General features: G+C 61.9%; 21 protein-coding genes and 1 pseudogene. 3 read left to right on the forward strand and 19 right to left on the reverse strand.

Going from position 1 to position 25,222, the window contains the following annotated elements; genetic code table 11:
* Window positions 1-87 precede the first annotated feature (87 nt).
* The 4 genes and pseudogenes from HU772_RS16295 to HU772_RS16305 all read right to left on the reverse strand — a co-directional run bounded on the left by HU772_RS16295 (window position 88) and on the right by HU772_RS16305 (window position 4,199).
* Window positions 88-1,059, reverse strand: coding sequence for an IS110 family RNA-guided transposase (locus tag HU772_RS16295; RefSeq protein ID WP_217858720.1), 972 nt, complete (start codon window positions 1,057-1,059; stop codon window positions 88-90).
* Between the two features lie 391 nt (window positions 1,060-1,450).
* Window positions 1,451-2,314: a methyl-accepting chemotaxis protein gene (locus HU772_RS25300; protein ID WP_437182444.1), complete on the reverse strand. Its 864-nt coding sequence runs from the start codon at window positions 2,312-2,314 to the stop codon at window positions 1,451-1,453.
* A gap of 39 nt (window positions 2,315-2,353) precedes the next feature.
* Window positions 2,354-3,109: pseudogene (locus tag HU772_RS25305) on the reverse strand (MCP four helix bundle domain-containing protein); the annotation flags it as partial.
* A gap of 82 nt (window positions 3,110-3,191) precedes the next feature.
* Window positions 3,192-4,199: an amidohydrolase family protein gene (locus HU772_RS16305; protein WP_186662560.1), complete on the reverse strand. Its 1,008-nt coding sequence runs from the start codon at window positions 4,197-4,199 to the stop codon at window positions 3,192-3,194.
* A gap of 109 nt (window positions 4,200-4,308) precedes the next feature.
* Here HU772_RS16305 and HU772_RS16310 point away from each other — a divergent pair, with 109 nt between their 5' ends.
* Entirely contained in the window at window positions 4,309-5,172 is an 864-nt protein-coding gene (locus HU772_RS16310) for a pirin family protein (protein WP_186662559.1), read from the forward strand.
* Window positions 5,173-5,202: 30 nt separating this feature from the next.
* Here the strand turns inward: HU772_RS16310 and HU772_RS16315 are convergent, their stop codons facing one another.
* From HU772_RS16315 to HU772_RS16330, 4 genes are all read right to left on the reverse strand, one after another.
* A complete protein-coding gene (locus tag HU772_RS16315) occupies window positions 5,203-5,928 on the reverse strand; it encodes a dienelactone hydrolase family protein (protein WP_186662558.1) in 726 nt (241 codons plus the stop codon).
* Between the two features lie 112 nt (window positions 5,929-6,040).
* Entirely contained in the window at window positions 6,041-7,948 is a 1,908-nt protein-coding gene (htpG, locus tag HU772_RS16320) for a molecular chaperone HtpG (protein ID WP_186662557.1), read from the reverse strand.
* Window positions 7,949-8,043: 95 nt separating this feature from the next.
* A complete protein-coding gene (locus HU772_RS16325) occupies window positions 8,044-8,502 on the reverse strand; it encodes a PaaI family thioesterase (RefSeq protein ID WP_186662556.1) in 459 nt (152 codons plus the stop codon).
* Complete coding sequence (locus HU772_RS16330; protein WP_186662555.1) at window positions 8,499-8,975, reverse strand: PaaI family thioesterase; 477 nt, start codon at window positions 8,973-8,975, stop codon at window positions 8,499-8,501. Before HU772_RS16330 ends, HU772_RS16325 begins: the two co-directional genes overlap by 4 nt.
* A 137-nt stretch (window positions 8,976-9,112) precedes the next feature.
* Between HU772_RS16330 and HU772_RS16335 the strand changes: the two genes are divergently transcribed.
* Entirely contained in the window at window positions 9,113-9,397 is a 285-nt protein-coding gene (locus HU772_RS16335; protein WP_134693145.1) for a hypothetical protein, read from the forward strand.
* 67 nt (window positions 9,398-9,464) lie between these two features.
* On the opposite strand, the gene HU772_RS16340 is transcribed toward HU772_RS16335, so the two are convergent.
* The 11 genes from HU772_RS16340 to sdhC all read right to left on the reverse strand — a co-directional run bounded on the left by HU772_RS16340 (window position 9,465) and on the right by sdhC (window position 23,568).
* On the reverse strand, window positions 9,465-10,208 hold the full coding sequence (locus tag HU772_RS16340; protein ID WP_186662554.1) for a DUF599 domain-containing protein: 744 nt from the start codon (window positions 10,206-10,208) through the stop codon (window positions 9,465-9,467).
* Window positions 10,209-10,463: 255 nt separating this feature from the next.
* Window positions 10,464-11,777: a branched-chain amino acid transport system II carrier protein gene (gene brnQ, locus HU772_RS16345; RefSeq protein ID WP_186662553.1), complete on the reverse strand. Its 1,314-nt coding sequence runs from the start codon at window positions 11,775-11,777 to the stop codon at window positions 10,464-10,466.
* A gap of 457 nt (window positions 11,778-12,234) precedes the next feature.
* Complete coding sequence (gene sucD, locus HU772_RS16350) at window positions 12,235-13,119, reverse strand: succinate--CoA ligase subunit alpha (protein ID WP_004376004.1); 885 nt, start codon at window positions 13,117-13,119, stop codon at window positions 12,235-12,237.
* Window positions 13,119-14,285, reverse strand: a complete 1,167-nt coding sequence (sucC, locus tag HU772_RS16355) for an ADP-forming succinate--CoA ligase subunit beta (protein ID WP_011534748.1) — start codon at window positions 14,283-14,285, stop codon at window positions 13,119-13,121. The genes sucD and sucC overlap by 1 nt, the downstream gene beginning before the upstream one ends.
* 171 nt (window positions 14,286-14,456) lie before the next feature.
* Complete coding sequence (gene lpdA, locus HU772_RS16360; RefSeq protein ID WP_186662552.1) at window positions 14,457-15,893, reverse strand: dihydrolipoyl dehydrogenase; 1,437 nt, start codon at window positions 15,891-15,893, stop codon at window positions 14,457-14,459.
* A gap of 96 nt (window positions 15,894-15,989) precedes the next feature.
* On the reverse strand, window positions 15,990-17,210 hold the full coding sequence (odhB, locus tag HU772_RS16365; protein ID WP_186662551.1) for a 2-oxoglutarate dehydrogenase complex dihydrolipoyllysine-residue succinyltransferase: 1,221 nt from the start codon (window positions 17,208-17,210) through the stop codon (window positions 15,990-15,992).
* Between the two features lie 42 nt (window positions 17,211-17,252).
* Window positions 17,253-20,084 carry a 2-oxoglutarate dehydrogenase E1 component gene (locus HU772_RS16370; protein WP_186662550.1) on the reverse strand — a complete coding sequence of 944 codons (2,832 nt, stop codon included), beginning with the start codon at window positions 20,082-20,084 and terminating at the stop codon, window positions 17,253-17,255.
* Window positions 20,085-20,327: 243 nt separating this feature from the next.
* Window positions 20,328-21,032, reverse strand: coding sequence for a succinate dehydrogenase iron-sulfur subunit (locus HU772_RS16375; RefSeq protein ID WP_028690457.1), 705 nt, complete (start codon window positions 21,030-21,032; stop codon window positions 20,328-20,330).
* Between the two features lie 11 nt (window positions 21,033-21,043).
* Window positions 21,044-22,816, reverse strand: coding sequence for a succinate dehydrogenase flavoprotein subunit (gene sdhA, locus HU772_RS16380; protein WP_011534753.1), 1,773 nt, complete (start codon window positions 22,814-22,816; stop codon window positions 21,044-21,046).
* A 3-nt stretch (window positions 22,817-22,819) separates the two neighbouring features.
* Window positions 22,820-23,188 (reverse strand): succinate dehydrogenase, hydrophobic membrane anchor protein, encoded by a 369-nt coding sequence (gene sdhD / locus HU772_RS16385; protein ID WP_011534754.1) that lies wholly within the window; start codon window positions 23,186-23,188, stop codon window positions 22,820-22,822.
* Window positions 23,182-23,568, reverse strand: a complete 387-nt coding sequence (gene sdhC, locus HU772_RS16390) for a succinate dehydrogenase, cytochrome b556 subunit (RefSeq protein WP_023628897.1) — start codon at window positions 23,566-23,568, stop codon at window positions 23,182-23,184. The genes sdhD and sdhC overlap by 7 nt, the downstream gene beginning before the upstream one ends.
* Before the next feature lie 352 nt (window positions 23,569-23,920).
* On the opposite strand from sdhC, the gene gltA reads away from it, so the two are divergent.
* Window positions 23,921-25,210 (forward strand): citrate synthase, encoded by a 1,290-nt coding sequence (gltA, locus tag HU772_RS16395; RefSeq protein WP_186662549.1) that lies wholly within the window; start codon window positions 23,921-23,923, stop codon window positions 25,208-25,210.
* Window positions 25,211-25,222: the final 12 nt, after the last annotated feature.

Raw genomic sequence — 25,222 nt, forward strand, 5'->3', positions numbered from 1 at the left:
GAACGAGAACGCCCGGGCCTCAGGTCCGGGCGTTTTTGTTTGTACTGCCAGACAATACACGCCCCCCTGTAGATACCGTCTTGACCCTCACCCCGCAAGAGAGATTTTGGGGTCAAACGGTATCCCCGACTTCACCACCCCGTAAACCAGGTGCAGCAGCTTGCGCATCGCCGCGCAGACGATCTGTTTGTAAGCTTTGTGCCGGCTGCTCAACCGCTCTGCCAGTTCCTTCACAACAGGGTTATGTCTGATTGAGACAGTGCCTGACATCCACAAGCCTGCACGCAGCCTTGAGGCGCCTGTACGCGAAATAGTGCTCTTACCTATGAACTCTCCCGATTGCTGCACCACTGGGTTTAAGCCTGAAAACGCGACAATCGCAGAAGGGCTTTGGTATTTCAGTGGATCGCCCAGTTCGGCGAGCAGCAACGTAGCAGTGGTGTCACCCAAACCATCAATCGAGGTAATCAGCTCACGTCGCTTGCGCAGGTCTGGATCATCATCGATCGTCTGCTCGATGGCCTTCCTGGTCTTTTCCAGCTCTTCGTTGATGTGCCCGATTACGTCTTGAATCGACTGCTGTACCGCATCTAGTGCGACATCCAAACGATTCTGCTCCATCTGGCGCATTTCCTTGAGGTCGTCCAGTCGCCGCACCAGAGCACGCAAGCGGCGCTGCGCAGGGGGCTCAGGCTCCCACTGGCGAAGCGAGACAGCCTTTTGTTGGCCATAGGCAGCAATGACTTTGGCGTCAGCCTTATCTGTTTTGACGCGCCGAAGCTCCACGTCAGCGAATTTCGCAATCACCGCCGGGTTCAGAATGCACACCCGATAACCTTGGTTGTGACAGTGCTCGGCCAGCGCTTCGTGATAGATGCCTGTAGCCTCCATAACAATCCAGGCGCCTGGTTCAGCATGGCGCTCAAGCCAGTCGCTAAACTGCCTGAACCCTCCAGGATCATTGGACAGCTTGGCTTTGGTGCGCATCTTGCCATTGGGGAGCGGGATGGCAATGTCGAAAGATTTTTTGGCGACATCAACGCCAACAAAGACGGACATGATCTCCTCCTTCAAACTACGAAAGTCGATCACCCTACACTCAGTTCAACCTTGTTAATGCGTGCTCACGCCGGGGGCGGGCACTAGATACCGTTCGAACTCGTCGAGTGGGGTTGGAAGACCAGAGCGTTATCTACAGTGCGGGCTTGATGCCCTTGGAGCGGCTCTGCTTCAAGGCCTTCCCTCGATGATCAGTCGAGAACTTTCGCCTCTAGGGAGGCGAAAGTCGAGATACAAGGAGCGGCCTTGCCGAGGCGTCGGACCGGTCGGAAAGGGCTGCGTAGCGGCCCCAGGATCTCAGCGTCACCGCGAGATTGCCGGGGCCGCTGTGCGGCCCTTTCCGACCGGTCCGGCGCCCCGGCAAGGCCGCTCCTACAGGGGGGGATGAACGTCAAACAGAGAACCGCTGCACCAGGGTGTTGAGGTCCACCGCCAACCGCGACAGCGCCTGGCTGGCAGCGGAGGTTTCCTCGGCCCCGGCCGAGGACTGGTGGGCCAGATCGCGAATGGTGGTCAAATTGCGATCCACTTCCCGCGCCACCTGGGCCTGCTGCTCCGAGGCACTGGCAATAACCAGGTTGCGTTCGTTGATCTGGCCGATGGCCGCCGCGATCGCCTCCAGCGCCTCTCCCGCGGCATGGGCGCCGTCCAAGGTCGAGCGCGCCTGCGCATCGCTGTGCTGCATGCCCTGCACCGCCCGCTCGGCGCCGCTGCGGATGGCCACGATCATCTGCTCGATTTCCTGGGTCGAACTCTGCGTGCGATGGGCCAGGGCCCGCACTTCGTCGGCGACCACGGCAAACCCGCGCCCGGCCTCCCCGGCCCGCGCCGCCTCGATGGCGGCGTTGAGCGCCAGCAGGTTGGTCTGCTCGGCGATCGAACCAATCACGTCCAGCACCTTGCTGATGTCATGCACCTGCTGCGCCAACTGGCCGACCTCCTCGGCATTGCCCGCCACGCCGCTGGCCAACGCCTCGATGGCGGTGACCGTGGCACGCACCTGCTCACGCCCCTGGCGGGCAATTTGATCGGAAGAACGGGACGCCTCGGAAGTCGCCACGGCATTGCTTGCCACCTCTTCCACCGCCGCGGTCATCTGGTTCACCGCCGTGGCCGCCTGCTCGATTTCCATGCTCTGCTGCTGCAGGCCGCGAGTGGCATCCTCGGTGACCGCGCTCAGCTCCTCGGAGGCGGAGGCCAGCTGGCTGGCGGAATCGGAGATCTGCCCGATGGTCTCGCGCAGGCTCTGCTGCATGCTCTTGAGCGCAGCCAGCAGGCGCGCGGGCTCGTCATCGCCCTGCACGGTGATCTGCGGTGTCAGGTCGCCCGTGGCCACCGTCTCGGCCACTGCCAACGACTGCCCAAGTGGACGCACGATACTGCGGGTCAGCGCCAGCGCAAGCACCACCGTGATGCTCAGGGCAATCACCAACAACACACCCACCCAGACCTTGGCACCGTTGTACACCGCCTCGGCCAGGTCGGTGGCCGAGTTGGCCTGGTGATTGTTCAGCTCGATCAGCTCGTTGAGGGTGGCGGTCATCTGGTCGGCCAGCTGGTTCATCTCTCCGTTGACCAATGCAGCTGCCGCGTCGATACGCTTGTCCATGGCCAGTTGCACGACCTGGCCTTGCAGTGCCATGTACTGCCCCTCGAGCCCCTGGTAACGATCGAACAGGGTCCGCTCCTCGGGCAGCACGATCAGCGAGTCATAGTGATTCTGCGCCTTGCTCAGGCCACCCTTGATCTCGTCGATGCGAGCACGGTTCTGCTGCTGGGCGGCCGGGTCGGTATTGACCAACAAGCGCAGGGTCAAGGCGCGGATACGCAGCATGTCCTGGGTCATGTGGCCCACCGAAATCACGCTGGGCAACCAGTTGTTGTCCACCTGCTCGGACTGCTGGCGCATGCTGGTCATCTGCTGCAAGGCAAAACCGCCCAGCGCCACCACCAGCAATGCCATGATGCCAAAGCCGAGGCCCGCGCGAGGGGCGATATTCAAGCGTCTGAGGCTCATTTCCAGGATCCCTCCCATAAGCGTTATTTCCATTGCTTAAAGAAGGTATCGGGCCCTTTGGAATTTGCGTAAGACGAAAAGGCGATATCAAAACGCCACGCACGACTGAACGGCGCTATTTCACGCTTTTTGGCAGCAGATCGAGAAAATTCTGCCGGCTCACCTGTTCCGCCACTGCCACCGGCAAGGCATCGAGGAAGGAATCGAAGCCGTGCATCTGCTCGCCCAGGCTGGCGAAACGCCCAACGAGATCGGACCCCAGCACGAACCGCGTCGGGAAACGCTCGACCAGTTCGACCCAAGCCTTGCGCGGCTTGCCCCGGGCATCCAGCAAGTAGGGCTCGCGCACGCTCCAGGACAGGTCCACATACAGGTTCGGATAATCCTCCAGCAGCCGGGTCAATACCGGCAGGAGGAAGTCCAGGTGCTCTTGGTGGCGGTGGATCTCCAGGCTGCTGCCGGCATGGGCCCAGATGAAACGGGTATGCGGATGGTTGCGCAGCGGCTCCTCGATCTCGGCCAGGTACAGCGGGTTGCGCTCGCGCTTGGAGGTTATGTTCGAGTGCAGCAACACGGGCAAGTCACGTTCGGCGGCCAGGTGATAGATGCGGGTCATGGCTTCGTTGTTGGCCCGTGGCGTGTCGCCACTGGTCAGGGCGGTAAGGTCGTCGTGGCGGGTGAACACCTCGCCGATGCCTTGCCAAAGGCCCGGGTAAAGCTCGAGCATGCGCTCGATATGGCTGACGGCGTTCTTGTCCACCGGATTGAAACCGGTGAGGAATGGATGAAAGCGACGGCGCTGCCGTGGCTCAAGCTTCTCCAGCGCAGCGGCCACGTAGAGGTCGGTGGCGCTGTACCAGTAGGCATCGGCATCGTCGCCAGCGTAATAGCGCGGGCGCTTGGGCTCATCCTCGTGCCACTTCTTGGCCACCGGAATGCCGGAGATCATCGACTGCTCAACTCCGGCCGCGTCCATGGCCTTGAGCAGCGCCGGCATGCCCTCGGTTTCCTGGAAAAAGTCCACGTAATGCAGGTGAGCATCGCTGTAGCGGTAGTCGCGGGCCTGAGCGGCGTCGAACAGGCCTGCGCTCAGCAGCAGGCAAGCCAGTGTGCGGGCGATCATCGTAGCCTCCTTTGCCGGTACCGCAAGAGTAGACCGGGTAGCGCCCGCGACGGTTCAGCCACGGGCGGCGAAACGCTATGCTTGCAGGCATCCCTCAAGGAGTGTCGCCATGAGCAGTCCCCTGGTCATCCGCCCACGCGCCGAGTCGGTCGAGGGCCAACCCATCCTGCGCCCACTGCCCTCGGCGCAGTGCCGCAGCGTCGGGCCCTTCGTGTTCTTCGACCATATGCTGGAAACCGACTACGCGCCGGGCCATGGCATGGACATTCGCCAGCATCCGCATATCGGCCTGTCCACCCTCACCTACCTGTTCGAGGGTGAAATCCAGCACAAGGACAGCCTGGGCTCGGACCAGCGCGTACTGGCGGGCGAGGTCAGCTGGATGACCGCCGGGGCCGGCGTGGCGCATGTCGAGCGCACGCCGGCTGAAGTATTCGCGCACGGCTCGCGGTTGCATGGGCTGCAGGTCTGGCTGGCCTCGCCGCAAAGCGCCGAACAAGGGCCGGCGAGCTACAGCCACCACCCGGCGGCCAGCCTCCCGGTCAGCGATAGCCTGGGCGTGCAGATTCGCCTGATTGCCGGCACCGGCTTCTGCCTGGAGTCCCCCGTGCCAGTGCTCTCCCCCACGCTCTATGCGCATGTGCGCATGCAGCCAGCCACTACCCTGGTCGTGCCGACGGAGCACGCGCAGCGCGCGCTGTATCTGCTTGAAGGTGAGTTGATGCTGGATAACGAGGAAGTCGAGCCATGCAGCCTGGTCGTGCTGCCCGAGGGTGAAGAGGTGGTTTTGTATGCCGAGGAGCAATGCCAACTGGTGCTGATCGGCGGCGCGCCGCTGGATGGGCCGCGGCGGATGAACTGGAATTTCGTGGCCAGTGATGCGGAGCTGATCGAGCGAGCGCGGGCCAAGTGGGCTGCTGGGGATTGGCCGACGGTGCCGGGAGAAACTTCGAGAATCGAGTTGCCTCGCTAAATTGGGGCCGCTTTGCGGCCCCCTGCGGTATCAGCGCTGGAATACTTCCTTGAGCAGGTTATGCATCGCGCGGAACGCCCGCTCGGAGGTGCGCCGGTCATACTGCATCTTGCCCGGCACATTGGCATTTGGGTCGGTGAACGAGTGCACCGCACCGCCGTAGCTGAGCAATTGCCAGTCGACCTTGGCGGCGTTCATCTCCTTCTCGAAGGCCGGTAGCTGCTCTTTGGGCACCAGCGGATCGGAGGCGCCATGAAGGACCAGCACCGAGCCTTTGATACGCTTGGCATCCTCAGGGTTCGGCGTGTCCAGGGTGCCATGGAAGGAAACGGCGGCCTTCAGGTCGGCGCCGGTTCGGGCCAGCTCGAGGGCGCAGCAACCGCCGAAGCAGAAGCCGAAGGTGGCCACCTTGCCGGGCTCCAGCAAGGCCTTCGATTGCCCCACCAGTTGCGCCAACGCCTCCTGCATGCGCTTGCGCAGCTCAGCGCGATCGTTCTTCAGCGGCATCATGGCCGCGCCCGCCTCGTCGGCATTGGACGGACGTATCGACTGGCCGTAGAGGTCGGCAATCAGCACCACATAGCCTTGCTCCGCCACTTCCTTGGCGATGCGTTCGGCGCCCTCGCCGATACCCATCCAGTTCGGCGCCATCACCAGTCCTGGGCGCCCCAAGGCGCCTGGCTCGTAGACGAGGCGGCTCTCATAGGCCTTGCCTGACAGGTGGTAGACCAGCGATTCGACGATGACCTTGCTCATTCAGCTCTCCTTGGGCTTCACGGGTCAGCACATGATAGATGCATTCGTGGGAGCGGGCTTGACCCCGCCAGAAATGAAAAAGCCCGCCGAAGCGGGCTTTGTCTGCGTCAGGTCAAGCGGACAGCTCGACCAGCAGCTTGTTGAGGCGGCGCACATAGGCCGCCGGGTCTTTCAGGCTGTCGCCCGCCGCCAACGCGGCCTGGTCGAACAGGATGTGCGAAAGCTCGGCGAAACGGTCTTCACTTTGCTCGCCATCGAGCTTCTCGATCAGCGGGTGGCTCGGGTTGAACTCGAAGATCGGCTTGGAATCCGGCACCTTCTGCCCGCTGGCCTCGAGGATCTGGCGCATCTGCAGGCCCAGGTCCTGTTCGCCGATGGCCAGGATCGCCGGCGAGTCGGTCAGGCGATGCGACACACGCACTTCAGCGACGCTGTCGCCCAGCGCGCCTTTCAGACGCTCGACCAGGCCTTCCTTGTCCTTGGCGACTTCTTCCTGGGCCTTCTTGTCCTCTTCGGAGTCCAGCTTGCCCAGGTCCAGGTCGCCACGGGCGACATCGACGAAAGCCTTGCCGTCGAACTCGTTGAGGTAGCTCATCAGCCACTCGTCAATGCGATCGGTCAGCAGCAGCACTTCGATGCCTTTCTTGCGGAAGACTTCCAGGTGCGGGCTGTTCTTGACCTGGGCGTAGGATTCGCCGGTCAGGAAGTAGATCTTGTCCTGGCCTTCCTTGGCGCGGGCCAGGTAGTCGGCCAGGGCGACGCTCTGCTCGCCGCTGTCGTCGTGGGTGGAGGCAAAGCGCAGCAGACCTGCGATCTTCTCCTTGTTGGCGAAGTCCTCGGCCGGACCTTCCTTCATCACCTGGCCGAAGTTCTTCCAGAAGCCCTTGTACTGCTCGGGCTCGTTCTTCGCCAGTTTCTCCAGCATGTCCAGCACACGCTTGGTCAGCGCGGTCTTCATCGAGTCGATGATCGGATCCTTCTGCAGGATCTCGCGGGAGACGTTCAGCGACAGGTCGTTGGAATCGACCACACCCTTGATGAAACGCAGGTACAGCGGCAGGAACGAATCGGCCTGGTCCATGATGAACACACGCTGCACGTACAGCTTCAGGCCGCGTGGCGCTTCGCGCTGGTACAGGTCGAACGGCGCGCGGGCCGGCACGTAGAGCAGCGAGTTGTATTCGAGCTTGCCTTCGACCTTGTTGTGGCTCCAGGCCAGCGGGTTCTCGAAGTCATGGCCGATGTGCTTGTAGAACTCCTGGTACTCCTCGTCCTTGACCTCGGTGCGCGGACGGGTCCACAGGGCGCTGGCGCGGTTGACGGTTTCCCACTCCTGCGCTGGCTTTTCCTCGCCTTCAGCGACTTCGGCCTGCTCCTTGGGCAGTTCGATCGGCAGGGCGATGTGGTCGGAGTACTTCTTGACGATGTTGCGCAGGCGCCAGCCATCGGCGAACTCGTCCTCGCCCTGCTTCAGGTGCAGGACAATACGGGTGCCGCGCTGTGGCTTGTCGACGGTGGCGACTTCGAATTCACCCTCGCCCTTGGATGACCAGTGCACGCCCTCGGCGGCTGGCAGGCCGGCGCGGCGGCTGAACACATCGACCTTGTCGGCGACGATGAAGGCGGAGTAGAAGCCCACGCCGAACTGGCCGATCAGGTGCGAGTCCTTCTTCTGGTCGCCCGTGAGGTTCTTCATGAAGTCGGCGGTGCCGGACTTGGCGATGGTGCCCAGGTGCGCGATGACGTCTTCGCGGCTCATGCCGATGCCGTTGTCCTCGAGGGTCACGGTGTTGGCGGCCTTGTCGAAGCTCAGGCGGATCTTCAGCTCGGCGTCGCCCTCAAGCAGCTCAGGCTTGGCCAGGGCCTCAAAACGCAGCTTGTCGGCGGCATCGGAGGCGTTGGAGATCAACTCGCGCAGGAAGATCTCCTTGTTCGAATACAGGGAATGGATCATGAGGTGCAGCAGTTGCTTTACCTCGGTCTGGAAGCCCAGGGTTTCTTTTTGAGACTCCACGCTCATGGTCTTCAAAACTCCAATCTGTTGGTTGTTGGCGCCGGGCGGCCGTCATGGCCTGCTTTTGATGGCGGATGTCCAGCAGATGGGGGCAGCCCCGACTATTTCAAGGGCTTTTCCGGTTCAATCTTGAAATGCGCGCGTGCCGTGGCGATGGGCGAGTCGCGATCGCCCTGCCAGGCGGTGATGGCGACATTGGTCACCCGCCGGCCCTGGCGCCACAGCTGGCATTGGGCGAAGGTGTCGCGGTAATGGCCGGCGCGCAGGTAATCGATGGAAAAATCGATGATCTTCGGGATGCTCGCGCTCTCGCTGTAGATCAGCAGGTACAGCGCCGCCGACAACTCCATGAAGCCAGCAATTACCCCGCCATGGATCGCCGGCAGCAGAGGGTTGCCGATATTGTCCGGATTGGCTGGCAGGCGAAACAGCAGGTCGTCGCCCTGGCGCTCGCAGGCGATGCCAATCAAGCCGGCATAGGGAATCAGCGCCAGCAACGGCTGGTAGTCACCACGCGCATGGGCCTGGTTCAGTTGCTGGCGAATATCGGCCGGGATCATGGACGCGACTCCTTGAGGCTGTTGCCGAAGCGGATGCCGCCCTTGACCTCCTGGCCCAGGCGCATGAAGGTACCCACCACCTGGCAGATCGGCTGCCGGGGGTCGTCCTGATAGGCCGTGCCGCGGGTGAAGATCACATCGCGGGTCACCCGGTAGCACAGGGCATGGCCGTAGATATCCTTGCCCGCCTCGGCCGGATGCATGTAGTCGATGCGCAGGTCCAGCGTCGGGCACACCTCGAAACGCGGCAGGGCGCAGAGCGTGGCCATGCCGCAGGTGGTGTCCATCAAGGTGGTCAGCACCCCGCCGTGCACGGCGCCGCTTTGTGGATTGCCGACAATGACCGGCGACCAGGGCAGCACCAGGGTCATGCCCTCGGCATCGGCGTGATGCACGCGCATGTTCAAGACCTGGCAATGTCTGAGCGCCGACAGGAAGCGCTCGGCCATGGCCATCAAGGCAGTGTCGTTCATTATCCGTCCCTGCATGAAACCGTTAAAAAGTCCATATAGCTCGGACAGTTATATATCTGTAACCTGGGTGGAACTTATTCGCCCCCGGCGAACTCGAAGGAACAAGTAAAGTTATTCCACCAAGGAGAGACACCCCCATGCGTAAACCTTTTGCTTTTGCTCTGATGCTGGCCGCTGCCATGGGCCTGGCTGCTTGCGATAAAGCGAGCGAAGACAAGGCCCAGGACGCACAGCAACACGCCGAGCAGGCCCAGGAAAAGATGGGCGAAGCTCAGGATAAATTGAACGACGCCGCCAAGGAAAACGCCGAAGCCGCCAAAGATCAGGCCGAAGCGCAGCAGAAGGCCGCCGAGGAAGCCGCACCGGCCACTCCGGCGCCGGAAACCGCGCCAGCCACCCCTGCCGAACCTGCCAAGCAGTAATCGCGCAGCATAAAAAAACCCGACATTGTCGGGTTTTTTTATGCCTGGCATTTATCGCTGAAAGGCTTCAGCCGAGACTATTGGAACTGTCCTTGTCCAGCGCCGTACTTTCAGTGGGCGTGAATACCATCACCTCCAATACATGAGAGTGGAACTCCCGGCGATACAGGATGAATACCACGCCGACACTCATGACCATGAACAACCAGGGGCTGATGAACCAACTCAACATGGCCATGCCGAAATAGTAAGAACGCAGCCCCAGGTTGAACTGGTTGGCCGCCAGTGAAAGCACCCGCGCCGCCCGCGATGCAAAGGCCTTGCGCTCCAGTTCATTGACCTGGCGTTCGCCGATCATCGGCGCCGACCCCACCAGCACGGCAGCAAAGTTGTATTGGCGCATGCACCAGCTGAACGTGAAGAAGGCATAGACGAACACCATCGCCAGGCACAGCAGCTTGATCTCCGACATGCCCTGGGAAGCCTGTTGCACCAGCGGCAGGTCGGCCAGCAACGACAAGGCGCGGTCCGAGGCACCGAGCACGGTGAGGATGCCGGCCAGGATGATCAGCGTGCTGGAGGCGAAGAACGAGGCGTTGCGCTCCAGGTTGCCAATCACGCTGGCATCGGCAATACGATTGTCGCGCAGCAGCATGCGGCGCATCCAGTCTTCGCGGTACAAGTGCAGCACGCTGGCCAGGCAGGCGGTGTCACGGCCCTTCCAGAGCGCATAGCGGGTGTAGCCGCCCCAGCAGAGGGCAAACCAGCAGGCTGCCACGAGGTTGCCAAGGTTGTTTTGAATGAAGCTCATGCAGGAATCCCGTTAAAGAGAAACAGACCGGTTTTCGACGCCCGGACTCGCCATAAGGCACATGCGCGCCATTATTGTTTTTCCTGCACCGGCCATTCGCGGGTAAACCCGCTCCCACAGCACCCATGTCACCCGCGAAGAGGCCAGCACAGGCAACAAAAAACCCCGCGCCTTTCGGACACGGGGTTTGATTTCCACCCTTGGCAGGCGCCCTTCGGCTTGTGGCCGGCGCCCTGCCCTTCAGGTTTCAATCCATCAGGCCAGCGCCTCGCGCGGCTTGCCCAGCAGGCGGTCGCAGGCCACGGCGGCGGCCAGGGTAACTACCGAAGGCACCAGCCAAGCCATGCCTTCGTCGCTGAACGGCAGATGAGCCATGAAGTCTGGCAGCACGTGAGCCAAGCTGCTGCCCTTGACTGCGTCGACAATACCGAACACCAGCGATACCAGCATGACCGGCGCCAGGATACGGGTTGGCGAATTCCACAGGTCCTTCACGAAGCTCAGACCCACCACCACGATGCATGGCGGGTAGATCGCCGTGAGCACGGGAATCGAGAACATGATCAGCTTGGTCAGGCCCAGGTTGGAAATCACCAGCGAGAAGCCCGCCAGGATCACCACCAGGGTACGGTACGACAGCGGCAGGATCTGGCTGAAGTACTCGGCGCAGGCGCAGGTAAGGCCAACAGCGGTCACCAGGCAGGCCAGCGCGATCAGCACCGCAAGGAAGCCACTGCCCAGCGAGCCGAAGGTGTGCTGCACATAGGCGTGCAGGACCATCGCCCCGTTGGTGGCGTCTGCGGCGATGTCATGGCTACCGGCGCCGAGGCGGAACAGGCTGACATACACCAGCACCAGGCCGACACCGGCGATCAGGCCGGCGATGATCGCATAGCGGGTGATCAGCTTCGGCGACTCGACCCCGCGCGAACGGATGGCGTTGACGATGACGATACCGAAGACCAGGGCGCCCAGGGTGTCCATGGTCAGGTAGCCATCGGAGAACCCTTTGGAGAACGCCGCTGCGGCATAGGCCGGCTGGGCCTCGCCGATGGTGCCGGCGGGCAAGGCGAAGGCCGCGATGCCCAGCACCGCCAGGGCGATGATCTTCAACGGCGCCAGGAAACGCCCCACGGTGTCGAGCAGCTTGCCTGGGTACATGGACACGGCCAGCACCACGGCGAAGTACAGGATGCTGTAGATGAGCAGCGCCGTCGGGCTCTCACCGGTCAACGGGGCAACGCCCACTTCGAACGACACGGTCGCGGTACGCGGGGTGGCGAACAGCGGGCCGACCGAGAGATAGCACACGGCCGCCAGCAGGCCGCCGAAGAACTTGCCGATCGGGCTGCTCAGGGCGTCCATGCCGCCACCGACCTTGGCCAGGGCGATGACGGTGATGACCGGCAGGCCCACGGCGGTGACCAGGAAGCCGAGTGCGGCCATCCACACGTTCGGACCGGATTGCAGGCCGACGATGGGCGGGAAGATGATGTTGCCGGCGCCGACAAACAGCGCGAACGTCATAAAGCCAAGCGCCAGGATATCCTGGCCTTTTAACACTTTCATTTAAGGAAATACCACACTGCTGAAATCGGGAGTCGGAGGGGATTTCCCACAGGATTAAGGGAAATGCTGCCCGGCTTGGTGAGCCAGACCCGTTTAGCGTGTCGTTCCCTTTTGGGGTACGGGCACAGAGTGAACGCGTAGGGTACCTGTTTTGCCTGACAAACGCACTGGCACAGTGCTGCTTGTCCGATGTGCGTATGTGTTTGTCGTCTGGTTGAACGTGTTAGGCGACAATTTATTGCTCATTTGGACAGATGTCTGGTTGAAAATCCTGATTGGGGTGATCGAATTTTCCTCATTACCTGTGCCGGCCTCTTCGCGGGTAAACCCGCTCCCACAGGGATTGTGTGATGTCCGGTGGGAGCGGGTTTACCCGCGAAGAGGCCGGCACAGCCGCAACAACGACAAAGGCCACCCGAAGGTGGCCTTTGTGCGCGTGGGGGGTACTACGTGTTGCTTACTTCTTGACTTCCCAGCCAGTCAGCTCGGCCAGGGCCTTGCCGATGTCAGCCAGGGAACGCACGGTTTTCACACCGGCGTCCTGCAGGGCGGCGAACTTCTCGTCCGCAGTGCCCTTGCCACCGGAGATGATGGCGCCAGCGTGACCCATGCGCTTGCCCGCTGGTGCGGTAACACCAGCGATGTAGGAAACGACAGGCTTGGTCACATTGGCCTTGATGTAGGCCGCGGCTTCTTCTTCAGCGGAACCGCCGATCTCACCGATCATGACGATCGCTTCGGTCTTCGGATCTTCCTGGAACAGCTTCAGGATGTCGATGAAGTTGGAGCCCGGAATCGGGTCACCGCCGATGCCGACGCAGGTCGACTGGCCGAAACCGGCGTCGGTGGTCTGCTTGACGGCTTCGTAGGTCAGGGTGCCGGAACGCGAAACGATACCGACCTTGCCTGGCAGGTGGATGTGGCCCGGCATGATGCCGATCTTGCACTCGCCCGGGGTGATGACACCTGGGCAGTTAGGGCCGATCAGGGTCACGCCCAGCTCGTCGCACTTGACCTTGGCGTCCAGCATGTCGAGGGTAGGAATACCCTCGGTGATGCAGACGATCAGCTTGATGCCACCGAAGGCGGCTTCCAGGATGGAGTCCTTGCAGAAAGGAGCCGGTACGTAGATCACCGACGCGTCAGCGCCGGTGGCTTCTACAGCTTCTTTCACGGTGTTGAACACCGGCAGGCCCAGGTGGGTGGTGCCACCCTTGCCTGGGGTGACGCCGCCGACCATCTTGGTGCCGTAGGCGATAGCCTGTTCGGAGTGGAAGGTACCCTGCGAGCCGGTGAAGCCCTGGCAGATGACTTTGGTGTCTTTATTGATCAGGACGCTCATTACTTGCCCTCCGCAGCTTTGACAACTTGTTGAGCAGCGTCGGTCAGGCTGGTTGCCGCAATGATGTTCAAACCGCTTTCTGCCAGTACTTTAGCGCCCAGTTCGGCGTTGTTGCCTTCAAGGCGAACGACGACCGGAACCTTGACGCCGACTTCTTTCACCGCGCCGATGATGCCTTCGGCAATCATGTCGCAGCGAACGATGCCGCCGAAGATGTTGACCAGTACGGCCGCGACATTGCTGTCGGACAGAATGATCTTGAACGCTTCGGTAACGCGCTCTTTGGTAGCGCCGCCGCCCACGTCGAGGAAGTTGGCTGGCTTGCCGCCGTGCAGGTTGACGATGTCCATGGTACCCATGGCCAGGCCGGCACCGTTGACCATGCAGCCGATGTTGCCTTCGAGGGCAACGTAGTTCAGTTCGAACTTGGCGGCGTGGGCTTCACGGGCGTCGTCCTGCGACGGGTCGTGGAAGGTTTTCAGCTTCGGCTGGCGGTACATGGCGTTGGCGTCGATGTTGATCTTGGCATCGAGGCAGTGCAGATCGCCATCGGCCTTGATCACCAGCGGGTTCACTTCCAGCAGGGCCAGATCGTGATCCTTGAACAGCTTGGCCAGGCCTACGAAGATCTTGGCGAACTGTTGAACTTGCTTGCCTTCCAGACCCAGCTGGAACGCCAGTTCACGACCTTGGAACGGCTGAGCGCCGACCAGTGGGTCGATGGTGGCCTTGAGGATCTTCTCAGGGGTTTCGTGAGCGACTTTCTCGATGTCCACGCCACCTTCGGTGGAAGCCATGAACACGATGCGACGGCTCGAGCGATCGACGACAGCGCCCAGGTACAGCTCTTTGGCGATGTCAGTGCAGGATTCGACCAGGATCTTGGAAACTGGCTGACCATTGGCGTCGGTCTGGTAGGTTACCAGGTTCTTGCCCAGCCACTGTGCAGCGAACGCCTTGGCGTCTTCTTTGCTGCGAACCAGCTTGACGCCGCCCGCCTTGCCGCGACCACCGGCGTGGACCTGGGCTTTGACGACCCACTCCGAACCGCCGATCTTGTCGCAGGCTTCTGCCGCTTGCTCAGGGGTATCGACTGCGAAACCCTTGGAAACTGGCAGGCCGTATTCAGCGAACAGCTGCTTACCCTGATACTCGTGAAGATTCATGCTTTTTACCGTCTTCGTTAGGTACTGCGCTTCGGCGCTGCGCCATCACTGGCGCCGCACCACCTGTGACCGTTGACCCCGGGTTTCCCGTGTGATCCGGTCCGGCGGACGTTCCGCGGTGAGTCTTGCACGCAAGACCCACGACGGGCAGCCCGCCGTGGTTTCTTATAATTAACGCTTCTTACGGTTGGCGACGTGAATGGCACCGCCATTCACCGCCAGCGCTGCTTCATGCAGCGCTTCGGACAGGGTCGGATGGCTGAAGACCATCATGCCCAGGTCCTCGGCACTGGTGCCGAATTCCATTGCGATCGCGCCCTGCTGCACCAGTTCGGCAGCCGATGGGCCAATCACGTGCACACCCAGTACGCGGTCGGTCTTGGCATCGGCGATGACCTTGACGAAACCACCGGTGTCGTTGGCCGCCATCGCACGGCCGCTGGCCGCGAACGGGAAGGTGCCCACGTTAACCTCAACGCCTTCGGCTTTCAACGCCTGTTCGGTCTTGCCGACCCACGCGATTTCCGGGTGGGTGTAGATGACCGACGGGATCAGGTCGTAGTTCATCTGGGCCTTGTGGCCCTTGATGCGCTCGACGACCATGATGCCCTCTTCCGAGGCCTTGTGCGCCAGCATCATGCCACGCACCACGTCACCGATGGCGTAGACGCCCGGCACGCTGGTGGCGCAGTGATCGTCGACGAAGATGTAGCCACGCTCGTCGATGGTCACGCCGCTGTCGGCGGCCAGCAGGTCGGTGGTCACCGGACGACGGCCGACCGCGACGATCAGCTTGTCGAAGGTGATCTTCTGCTCGCCTTCGGCGTTGGTGTAGGTGACTTCGACTTCGTTGCCGGTGACTTTCGAGCCGGTGACGCGCGCGCCCAGCTTGATGTCCAGGCCTTGCTTGGTCAGGGTCTTCTGGGCTTCTTTCGACACGGCGGTGTCGGCAGCCATCAGGAAGGTGTCCAGGGCTTCCAGGACAGTGACTTCAGCGCCCAGACGGGCCCATACCGAGCCCAGTTCCAGGCCGATCACACCAGCACCGATCACGCCCAGGCGCTTCGGCACGGTCTGGAATTCCAGAGCGCCGGTGGAGTCGACGATGACGTTCTGGTCGACCGGAGCCGGTGGAATGTCGATCGGACGCGAGCCGGAGGCCAGGATCACGTTTTCGGCTTCGATGACTTCGGTGGTGCCGTCAGCCTTGGTGACTTCGACTTTCTTGCCAGCCAGCAGCTTGCCGTGGCCCTGGATCGAAGTGACGCCGTTGGCTTTGAACAGGGTGGCGACGCCACCGGTCAGGTTCTTGACGATGCCGGCCTTGCGGCCAACCATCGCGGCGACGTCCATCTTCACTTCGCCCGTGGAGATACCGTGGACGTTGAAGCTCTCTTTGGCTTCCTTGTACTTCCAGGAGCTGTCCAGCAGCGCCTTGGACGGAATGCAGCCTACGTTCAGGCAGGTGCCGCCCAGGGCCAGTTTGCCCTCGGCGTCGGTGTATTTCTCGATACAGGCAGTCTTCAGACCAAGCTGGGCAGCCTTGATGGCAGCCACATAGCCGCCAGGACCTGCACCAATCACCACTACGTCGAATTTCTGGGTCATAAAAGATTCCTTTTTAGCTTCAAGCGGCAAGCTGCAAGCCACAAGACGAGCAGGCTTCTACTTGAAGCTTGCCGCTTGCAGTTTGCAGCTGCGCGATTAGATGTCCAGCAGCAGGCGAGACGGATCTTCCAGCAGGTTCTTGATAGTCACCAGGAAGGTTACCGCTTCCTTGCCGTCGATCAGGCGGTGGTCGTAGGACAGCGCCAGGTACATCATCGGGCGGATCACCACTTGGCCATTGATGGCCATCGGGCGCTGGATGATGTTGTGCATGCCCAGGATCGCGGCCTGCGGCGGGTTGACGATCGGGGTCGACATCATCGAGCCGAAGGTACCACCGTTGGTGATGGTGAAGGTACCGCCGGTCATCTCTTCGATGGCCAGCTTGCCGTCACGGGCCTTCTTGCCGAAGGTGGCGATGCCGTTCTCGATCTCGGCCAGCGACATCGATTCGGCGTTGCGCAGTACCGGTACCACCAGGCCACGGTCGCTGGAAACCGCCACGCCGACGTCGGCATAGCCGTGGTAGACGATGTCGTTGCCGTCGATCGAGGCGTTGACCGCCGGGAAGCGCTTCAGCGCCTCGGTGGCAGCCTTGACGAAGAACGACATGAAGCCCAGGCGCACGCCGTTGTGGGTCTTCTCGAACAGGTCCTTGTACTTCGAACGCAGGGCCATGACTTCGGTCATGTCGACTTCGTTGAAGGTGGTCAGCATGGCCATGTTCGACTGGGCTTCGACCAGACGCTCGGCGATCTTGGCGCGCAGGCGGGTCATCGGCACGCGCTTCTCGGTGCGGTCGCCAGCGGCGACGACAACTGGAGCGGCGGCGGCAGCGGCTGGCTTGGCGGCTGGAGCCGGGGCCGACTTCTTGTTGGCGACGGCGGCAACCACGTCTTCCTTGGTGATGCGACCACCCTTGCCAGTGCCGGCAACGGTAGCCAGGTCGATGCCGTTCTCTTCAGCCAGCTTGCGCGCGGCCGGGGCAGCAACCGGGTCGTCTTCGCCAGCGTCGGCGGCGGCAGCGGCCGGCGCGGCGGCCGGAGCAGCAGCAGCGGCCGGAGCAGCGGCGGCAGCGCCACCTTCAACGATCGAGCCCAGTACTTCGTCGGACAGGACGGTGTCGCCCTCACCCTTGACGATGGCGCCCAGCACGCCATCGGCGGTGGCCAGGACTTCCAGGACGACCTTGTCGGTCTCGATGTCGACGATCAGCTCGTCACGCTTGACGGCGTCGCCCGGCTGCTTGTGCCAGGTGGCAACGGTGCCGTCGGCGACCGATTCCGGGAAGGTTGGGGCTTTGATCTCGATAGCCATTATCAGTGTTTCCTTAAATTCGGTTTCAGGTGCGCGTAGGCGTTAGACAGTGAAGGCGTCTTGCAGCAGTTTTTCCTGCTGTTCGGCGTGCTTCGATGCGTAACCACAGGCTGGCGCGGCGGAAGCGTCGCGACCGGCGTATTCCAGGACCAGCGCCTTGTTGTGGCGGCCCAGGATACGGCGCATGTGGTGCTGGCTGCTGTACCAGGCGCCCTGGTTCATCGGCTCTTCCTGACACCAGACCGCATGCTTGAGGTTGGTGTACGGCGCCAGGATTTCGACCAGGTCGTCCTCAGGGAACGGATACAGCTGCTCGATACGCACGATGGCGATGTCTTCGCGGCCTTCGGCACGGCGTTTTTCCAGCAGGTCGTAGTAGACCTTGCCACCACACAGCACCAGGCGCTCGACCTTGGCCGGATCGATCGCGTCGATTTCCGGGATCACGGTCTGGAACGAGCCTTCGGCCAGGTCTTCCAGGGTCGAGATGGCCAGCTTGTGGCGCAGCAGCGACTTCGGCGTCAGCACGATCAGCGGCTTGCGCAGCGGACGGATGACTTGGCGACGCAGCAGGTGGTAGATCTGTGCCGGGGTGGTCGGTACGCAGACCTGGATGTTGTGCTCGGCGCACAGCTGCAGGTAACGCTCCAGACGCGCGGAGGAGTGCTCCGGCCCCTGCCCTTCGTAACCGTGAGGCAGCAGCATGGTCAGACCGCACAGACGGCCCCACTTGTGCTCGCCGCTGGTGATGAACTGGTCGATCACCACTTGCGCACCGTTGGCGAAGTCGCCGAACTGGGCTTCCCAGATCACCAGCGCGTTCGGCGTGGTGGTCGAGTAGCCGTATTCGAAGGCCAGTACTGCCTCTTCCGAGAGGAAGGAGTCGTACAGGTCGAAGCGCGGCTGGCCCGGGAACAGGTTCTTCAGCGGTACGTAGGTGCTGGCGTCCTTCTGGTTGTGCAGCACCGCGTGACGGTGCGAGAAGGTGCCACGGCCGATGTCCTGGCCGGTCATGCGGATCGGGTGACCTTCGAACTGCAGGGTGGCGTAGGCCATGGTCTCTGCATAACCCCAGTTGATCGGCAAGCCACCGGCCTGCATCTTCTGGCGGTCTTCGTAGATCTTCGCGACCTGGCGCTGGACGACGAAACCTTCAGGCAGCTCGAGCAGCTTGGCCGACAGCTCCTGCAGGGTCTTGAGGTCGAAGCGGGTGTCGTGACGCGCGGTCCAGGCATGGCCCAGGTACGGACGCCAGTCGACGAACAGCTCGCGGTTCGGCTCCTTGACCAGGCTCTTGACCACGTGCAGGCCGTTGTCCAGCGCGTTGCGGTACTCGTCGATCTTGGCCTGGGCGCGCTCGGCGTCGATGCGACCAGCCTGGATCAGCGAGTCGGCATACAGCTCACGGGTGGTGCGCTGCTTGCTGATCTGCTGGTACATCAGCGGCTGGGTGCCGTTCGGTTCGTCGGCCTCGTTGTGGCCGCGACGACGGTAGCAGACCAGGTCGATGACCACGTCACGCTTGAACTGCATGCGATAGTCGATGGCCAACTGGGTGACGAACAGCACCGCTTCCGGGTCATCGCCGTTCACGTGCAGGATTGGCGCCTGGATCATCTTGGCAACGTCGGTGGCGTACTCGGTGGAGCGCGCGTCCAGCGGGTTGCTGATGGTGAAGCCAACCTGGTTGTTGATCACGATGTGCACGGTACCGCCGGTCTTGAAACCGCGGGTCTGCGACATCTGGAAGGTTTCCATGACCACACCCTGGCCGGCGAACGCAGCGTCGCCGTGGATGGAGATCGGCAGAACCTTGTCACCCACGGTGTCGTTGCGACGGTCCTGGCGGGCGCGCACCGAACCTTCCACCACTGGCGAGACGATTTCCAGGTGGGAGGGGTTGAACGCCATGGCCAGGTGAACTTCGCCACCGGGCGTCATCACGTTGGAGGAGAAGCCCTGGTGATACTTCACGTCACCGGAGCCCAGCTCGTTCATCTTCTTGCCTTCGAACTCGTCGAACAGCTCGCGCGGGTTCTTGCCGAAGGTGTTGACGAGCACGTTCAGGCGGCCACGGTGGGCCATGCCGATCACGACTTCCTTGGTGCCGTAGGAACCGGAGCGCTGGATCATTTCGTCCAGCATCGGAATCAGGCTTTCGCCACCCTCGAGGCCGAAGCGCTTGGTGCCTGGGTACTTGGTGCCCAGGTACTTCTCCAGGCCCTCACCGGCCGTGACGCGCTCGAGCAGGTGAGCCTGCACGTCGGCGGAGAAGTCCGGACGGCCACGTACGCTTTCCAGGCGTTGCTGGAACCAGCTGCGCTGCTCGGAATCGACGATGTGGGTGAATTCGGCACCAATGGTGCGACAATATGTCTTCTCGAGCGCCTCGAAGATTTCGCGTAGGCTCGCTTCCTCTTTGCCGATGAACAGGTCGCCGGCACGGAAGGTCGTATCAAGATCGGCATTGGTCAAGCCGTAGTGATTGATCGACAGGTCTACGGGCGCAGGGCGCTGCCACAACCCCAACGGGTCGAGCTTGGCAGCCTGATGGCCGCGCATACGATAGGCCTGGATCAGTCGCAGAACTTCAACCTGCTTCTTCTCGTGTTCTGTGCTCACGCTCCCGGCGGAAACCGGCTGGGCGCGGCGCTGGTTCTTTGCCAGCAATACGAAATGGTCGCGGATCGTCGAGTGCGATACATCGGTAGCGGTGCTGCCGTCGGCGGGCAATTTCTGGAAGTAAGTGCGCCACTCTTCTGGCACAGCGTTAGGGTCGTGCAGGTAGAGCTCATAAAGCTCTTCCACATATGCAGCGTTACCACCTGAAAGGTGGGCGCTTTCCCACATGCGCTGCATCACGCTTTCTTGCATGCTTGGTCACCCTCGGTTAGGGGACTGATCGGCGAGAGCCACAGCAAACCTGGAAAAGTCCGAACACAGCGACTGAACCACGCCACCTGGATCCTGCTGATTTTCCGGGTACCAGCCCGGAAGCCCCTGCTGGTCTCATATCTTCATAGGTAATGAGCGCGGGCTTTGTGGGCCCTTGCTCGGGTTTTACCTCAGTGCGGGCTCACCACCCGCACCTCGGCTTACTGCAGGTACAACGGTGAATCAGGTGCCGCTTTGCAGCAGCATGTTACGTACGTGACCGATCGCCTTGGTCGGGTTCAGACCCTTGGGGCAGACGTTCACGCAGTTCATGATCCCGCGGCAGCGGAATACGCTGAACGGGTCATCCAGGGACGCCAGGCGCTCCTGAGTCTTGGTGTCGCGGCTGTCGGCCAGGAAACGGTAGGCCTGCAGCAGGGCCGCAGGGCCCAGGAACTTGTCCGGGTTCCACCAGAACGACGGGCAGGAGGTCGAGCAGCAGGCGCACAGGATGCACTCGTACAGACCGTCCAGCTTGTCGCGATCTTCCGGCGACTGCAGACGCTCGATGGCCGGGGCCGGCGTGTCGTTCTGCAGGAACGGCTTCACCTTCTCGTACTGCTTGTAGAAGATGCTCATATCGACGACCAGGTCACGGATAACCGGCAAGCCTGGCAGCGGACGCAGGACCAACTTGTTACCTTTTACGACAGCGGACAGCGGCGTAATGCACGCCAGGCCGTTCTTGCCGTTGATGTTCATGCCGTCGGAACCGCACACGCCTTCACGGCAGGAGCGACGGTACGAGAAGCCCTCGTCCTGTTCCTTGATCAGTGCCAGCACGTCCAGGACCATCAGATCCTTGCCGCCGGTGTCGACCTGGAAAGTCTGCATTTTCGGCGCCGAATCGGTGTCCGGGTTGTAACGATAAACTTCGACTTGCAACATAGCGGCCACCCTTAGTAAGTCCGGACTTTTGGTTCGAAGGCAGGAACTGTCTTCGGCGCAAAGTTGACGCCACGCTTGGCAACGCGCTTCTCACCCGGGTAGTACAGGGTGTGGCACAGCCAGTTTTCGTCGTCACGGTCTTCGAAGTCTTCACGGGCGTGCGCGCCGCGGGACTCTTTACGGGCTTCAGCGGCAATCGCGGTCGCTTCGGCGACTTCCAGCAGGTTCTGCAGCTCCAGCGCTTCGATACGCGCGGTGTTGAAGGCCTGGGACTTGTCGTTGATCTTGACGTTGGCGATGCGGTCACGCAGGCCGGCCAGCTGCTCGATACCCTTCTGCATGTATTCGCCGGTACGGAACACACCGAAGTAGTTCTGCATGCAGCTCTGCAGCTCGCGCTTGAGGCTGGCGACGTCTTCGCCAGTGGTGCGCTCGTTGAGCTTGTTCAGGCGGTTCAGCGCTACTTCCACGTCGGTGTCGCTGGCATCGCGGTACTCGACGCCGTCGCTCAGCGCCTTTTCCAGGTGCAGGCCGGCGGCGCGACCGAAGACCACCAGGTCGAGCAGCGAGTTGCCGCCCAGGCGGTTGGCGCCGTGGACCGATACGCACGCCACTTCACCGACGGCGAACAGACCAGGAATGATGTGGTCGTTGCCTTCGGCGTCCATGGTGATGGCCTGGCCGTGAATGTTGGTGGCAACGCCGCCCATCATGTAGTGGCAGGTCGGGATGACCGGCACCGGCGCGACCACTGGGTCGACGTGGGCGAAGGTCTTGGACAGCTCGCAGATACCTGGCAGGCGGCTGTGCAGCACTTCCTCGCCCAGGTGGTCCAGCTTCAGCAGTACGTGGTCCTTGTTCGGGCCCACGCCGTTGCCGGCGATGATTTCCTTGACCATGGAACGGGCGACCACGTCGCGGCCAGCCAGGTCCTTCGCGTTCGGCGCGTAACGCTCCATGAAGCGCTCGCCGTGGGCGTTGATCAGGTAGCCACCCTCACCGCGGCAGCCCTCGGTAACCAGTACACCGGCGCCGGCGATACCGGTTGGGTGGAACTGCCACATCTCGATGTCCTGCACCGGCACGCCGGCACGCAGGGCCATGCCCACGCCGTCGCCGGTGTTGATCAGGGCGTTGGTGGTGGAGGCGTAGATACGGCCGGCACCGCCAGTGGCCAGAACGGTGGCCTTGGACTTGATGTACATGGTCTCGCCGGTTTCGATGCAGATCGCGATCACACCGACGAAGGCGCCGTCCTGGTTCTTCACCAGGTCAACGGCGTAGTACTCGTTGAGGAAGGTGGTGCCTGCCTTCAGGTTGCCCTGGTACAGGGTGTGCAGCAGCGCGTGACCGGTACGGTCGGAAGCGGCGCAAGTACGGGCAGCCTGGCCACCCTTGCCGAAGTCCTTGGACTGGCCACCAAACGGACGCTGGTAGATACGACCGGTTTCGGTACGGGAGAACGGCAGGCCCATGTGGTCCAGCTCGAAGACCGCGGCCGGACCTTCCTGACACATGTATTCGATCGCGTCCTGGTCACCGATGTAGTCGGAACCCTTGACGGTGTCGTACATGTGCCAGCGCCAATCGTCGTTCGGGTCGGCCGAAGCAATGGCGCAGGTGATGCCGCCCTGGGCGGAAACGGTGTGCGAACGGGTCGGGAACACCTTGGTGACTACGGCGGTCTTGTGGCCGCCTTGAGCCAGTTGCAGCGCTGCGCGCATGCCTGCCCCGCCGCCACCGATGATGATGGCGTCGAAGGAAATGGTTGGAATGTTAGCCATGAATCAGATACCCCAGAGAATCTGCACACCCCAGACGAAGTAAGCGAACATCGCAACGCCGCATACCGCCTGGAACAGGAAACGAATCGCAGTCGCCGACTTGCCGAAGGACATCGGCGTCAGGTAGTCGGTGGCAATGGTCCACATGCCGACCCAGGCGTGGGCGCCCAGGGCAACGAGGGCCAGCAGACTGAAGATACGCATCGCGTTGTTGGAGAACAGACCGTGCCACTGGGCGTAGTCGATGCCCGGGTGGGCGGCGAGGTAGCCGATCAGGAAGATGAAGTAAGCCGCGAGAACGACCGCCGAGACGCGCTGCGCCATCCAGTCATAGAGGCCCGAACGCGACAGGTTCGTGACATTAGTTACCATACCCAAACTCCCGCCAGAACGATCAGCACCACGGAGATGACGATCACGATTTTCGAGCCCAGCTTGCCGCCTTCCAGCGTCTCACCGACCCCCATGTCCATGATCAGGTGGCGCACACCTGCCACGAGGTGGTACAGCAGGCCGGACAGCAGGCCCCAGGTCACCAGTTTGGCCAGCGGGCTGGTCAGACACGCCTTCACCTCGGCAAAGCCTTCCTCGGAACCCAGCGACTTGCCCAGTGCGTAAAGCATGATGGCAAGGCCGAGGAACAGGATGACGCCGGAGATACGGTGAAGAATGGACGTGTACGCGGTGATCGGGAGTTTGATGGTCCTTAGGTCTAGGTTTACAGGTCGTTGGCTTTTCACGGCTTTTTTCACACTGAAGAGCCCCTAGCTAACAGGGCAAAGTTGTTGGTAAGTGTACTGGTCAGGTACCCACCACCCAGGAGAGCGACGACACCCAGCAGGACGGGCTGGAAAGCCCCTGGGAGTCGGCTGCCGAGTATAGACAGTTAGGCTGCTCATGACAACGTGAGGGGCTCGCCCAAATAGCGCATTGCCTTTAGTGAACAAAAGGCGTAAACGGGCGAGAATTTCGTGAAAAACCAGGCTTCAGAGGGCGTTTCAACCAGCCTTTAGGCAAATTGACATTCGAATTTATCCCTCTATAGTGGTGCGGGCCCTGCGTGGGGGGTCTGTCTGATGATTTCAAGCATTAATAGGAGGCCACATGGCTGACAAAAAAGCGCAGTTGATCATCGAGGGCGCTGCCCCCGTCGAGCTGCCCATTTTAACCGGCACCGTTGGTCCCGATGTTATCGACGTCCGCGGGTTGGGGGCATCAGGCCACTTCACCTTCGACCCCGGTTTCATGGCGACCGCCTCGTGCGAGTCGAAGATCACCTACATCGACGGCGACAAGGGTGTCCTGCTGCACCGCGGCTACCCGATCGAACAGCTCGCCGAGCAATCGGACTACCTCGAGACCTGCTACCTGCTGCTCAACGGCGAACTGCCGAATGCCGAGCAGAAGGCCCAGTTCGTCAGCACCGTGAAGAACCACACCATGGTTCACGAGCAGTTGAAGTCCTTCTTCAACGGCTTCCGCCGCGACGCTCACCCAATGGCGGTGATGTGCGGCGTGGTCGGCGCCCTGTCGGCGTTCTATCACGACTCGCTAGACATCAATAACCCGCAGCACCGCGAGATCTCCGCCGTGCGCCTGGTCGCGAAGATGCCGACCCTGGCAGCGATGGTCTACAAGTACTCCATGGGCCAGCCCATGATGTACCCGCGCAACGACCTGTCGTACGCGGAGAACTTCCTGCACATGATGTTCAACACCCCGTGCGAGATCAAACCGATCAGCCCGGTGCTGGCCAAGGCGATGGACCGGATCTTCATCCTCCACGCCGACCACGAGCAGAACGCCTCCACCTCCACCGTGCGCCTGGCAGGCTCCTCGGGCGCCAACCCGTTCGCCTGCATCGCCGCCGGCATCGCCGCGCTGTGGGGCCCTGCCCACGGCGGCGCGAACGAAGCCGTACTGACCATGCTCGATGAAATCGGCGATGTCTCGAACATCGACAAGTTCATCGCCAAGGCCAAGGACAAGAACGATCCGTTCAAGCTCATGGGCTTCGGTCACCGCGTGTACAAGAACCGCGACCCGCGCGCCACCGTGATGAAGAAGACCTGCGACGAAGTGCTCAGCGAGCTGGGCATCAAGAACGACCCGCAGCTGGAACTGGCCATGCGCCTGGAAGAGATCGCCCTGACCGATCCGTACTTCGTCGAACGCTCGCTGTACCCGAACGTCGACTTCTACTCGGGCATCATCCTCAAGGCCATCGGTATTCCGACCAGCATGTTCACCGTGATCTTCGCCCTGGCGCGGACCGTCGGCTGGATCTCGCACTGGAAGGAAATGCTCTCCAGCCCGTACAAGATCGGCCGCCCGCGCCAGCTGTACACCGGTTACGAGCAGCGTGACATCGTCGCCCTGAAAGACCGCAAGTAAGCCTGCCGACTG

The organism is Pseudomonas xantholysinigenes, assembly GCF_014268885.2.
Lineage (GTDB): Bacteria > Pseudomonadota > Gammaproteobacteria > Pseudomonadales > Pseudomonadaceae > Aquipseudomonas > Aquipseudomonas xantholysinigenes.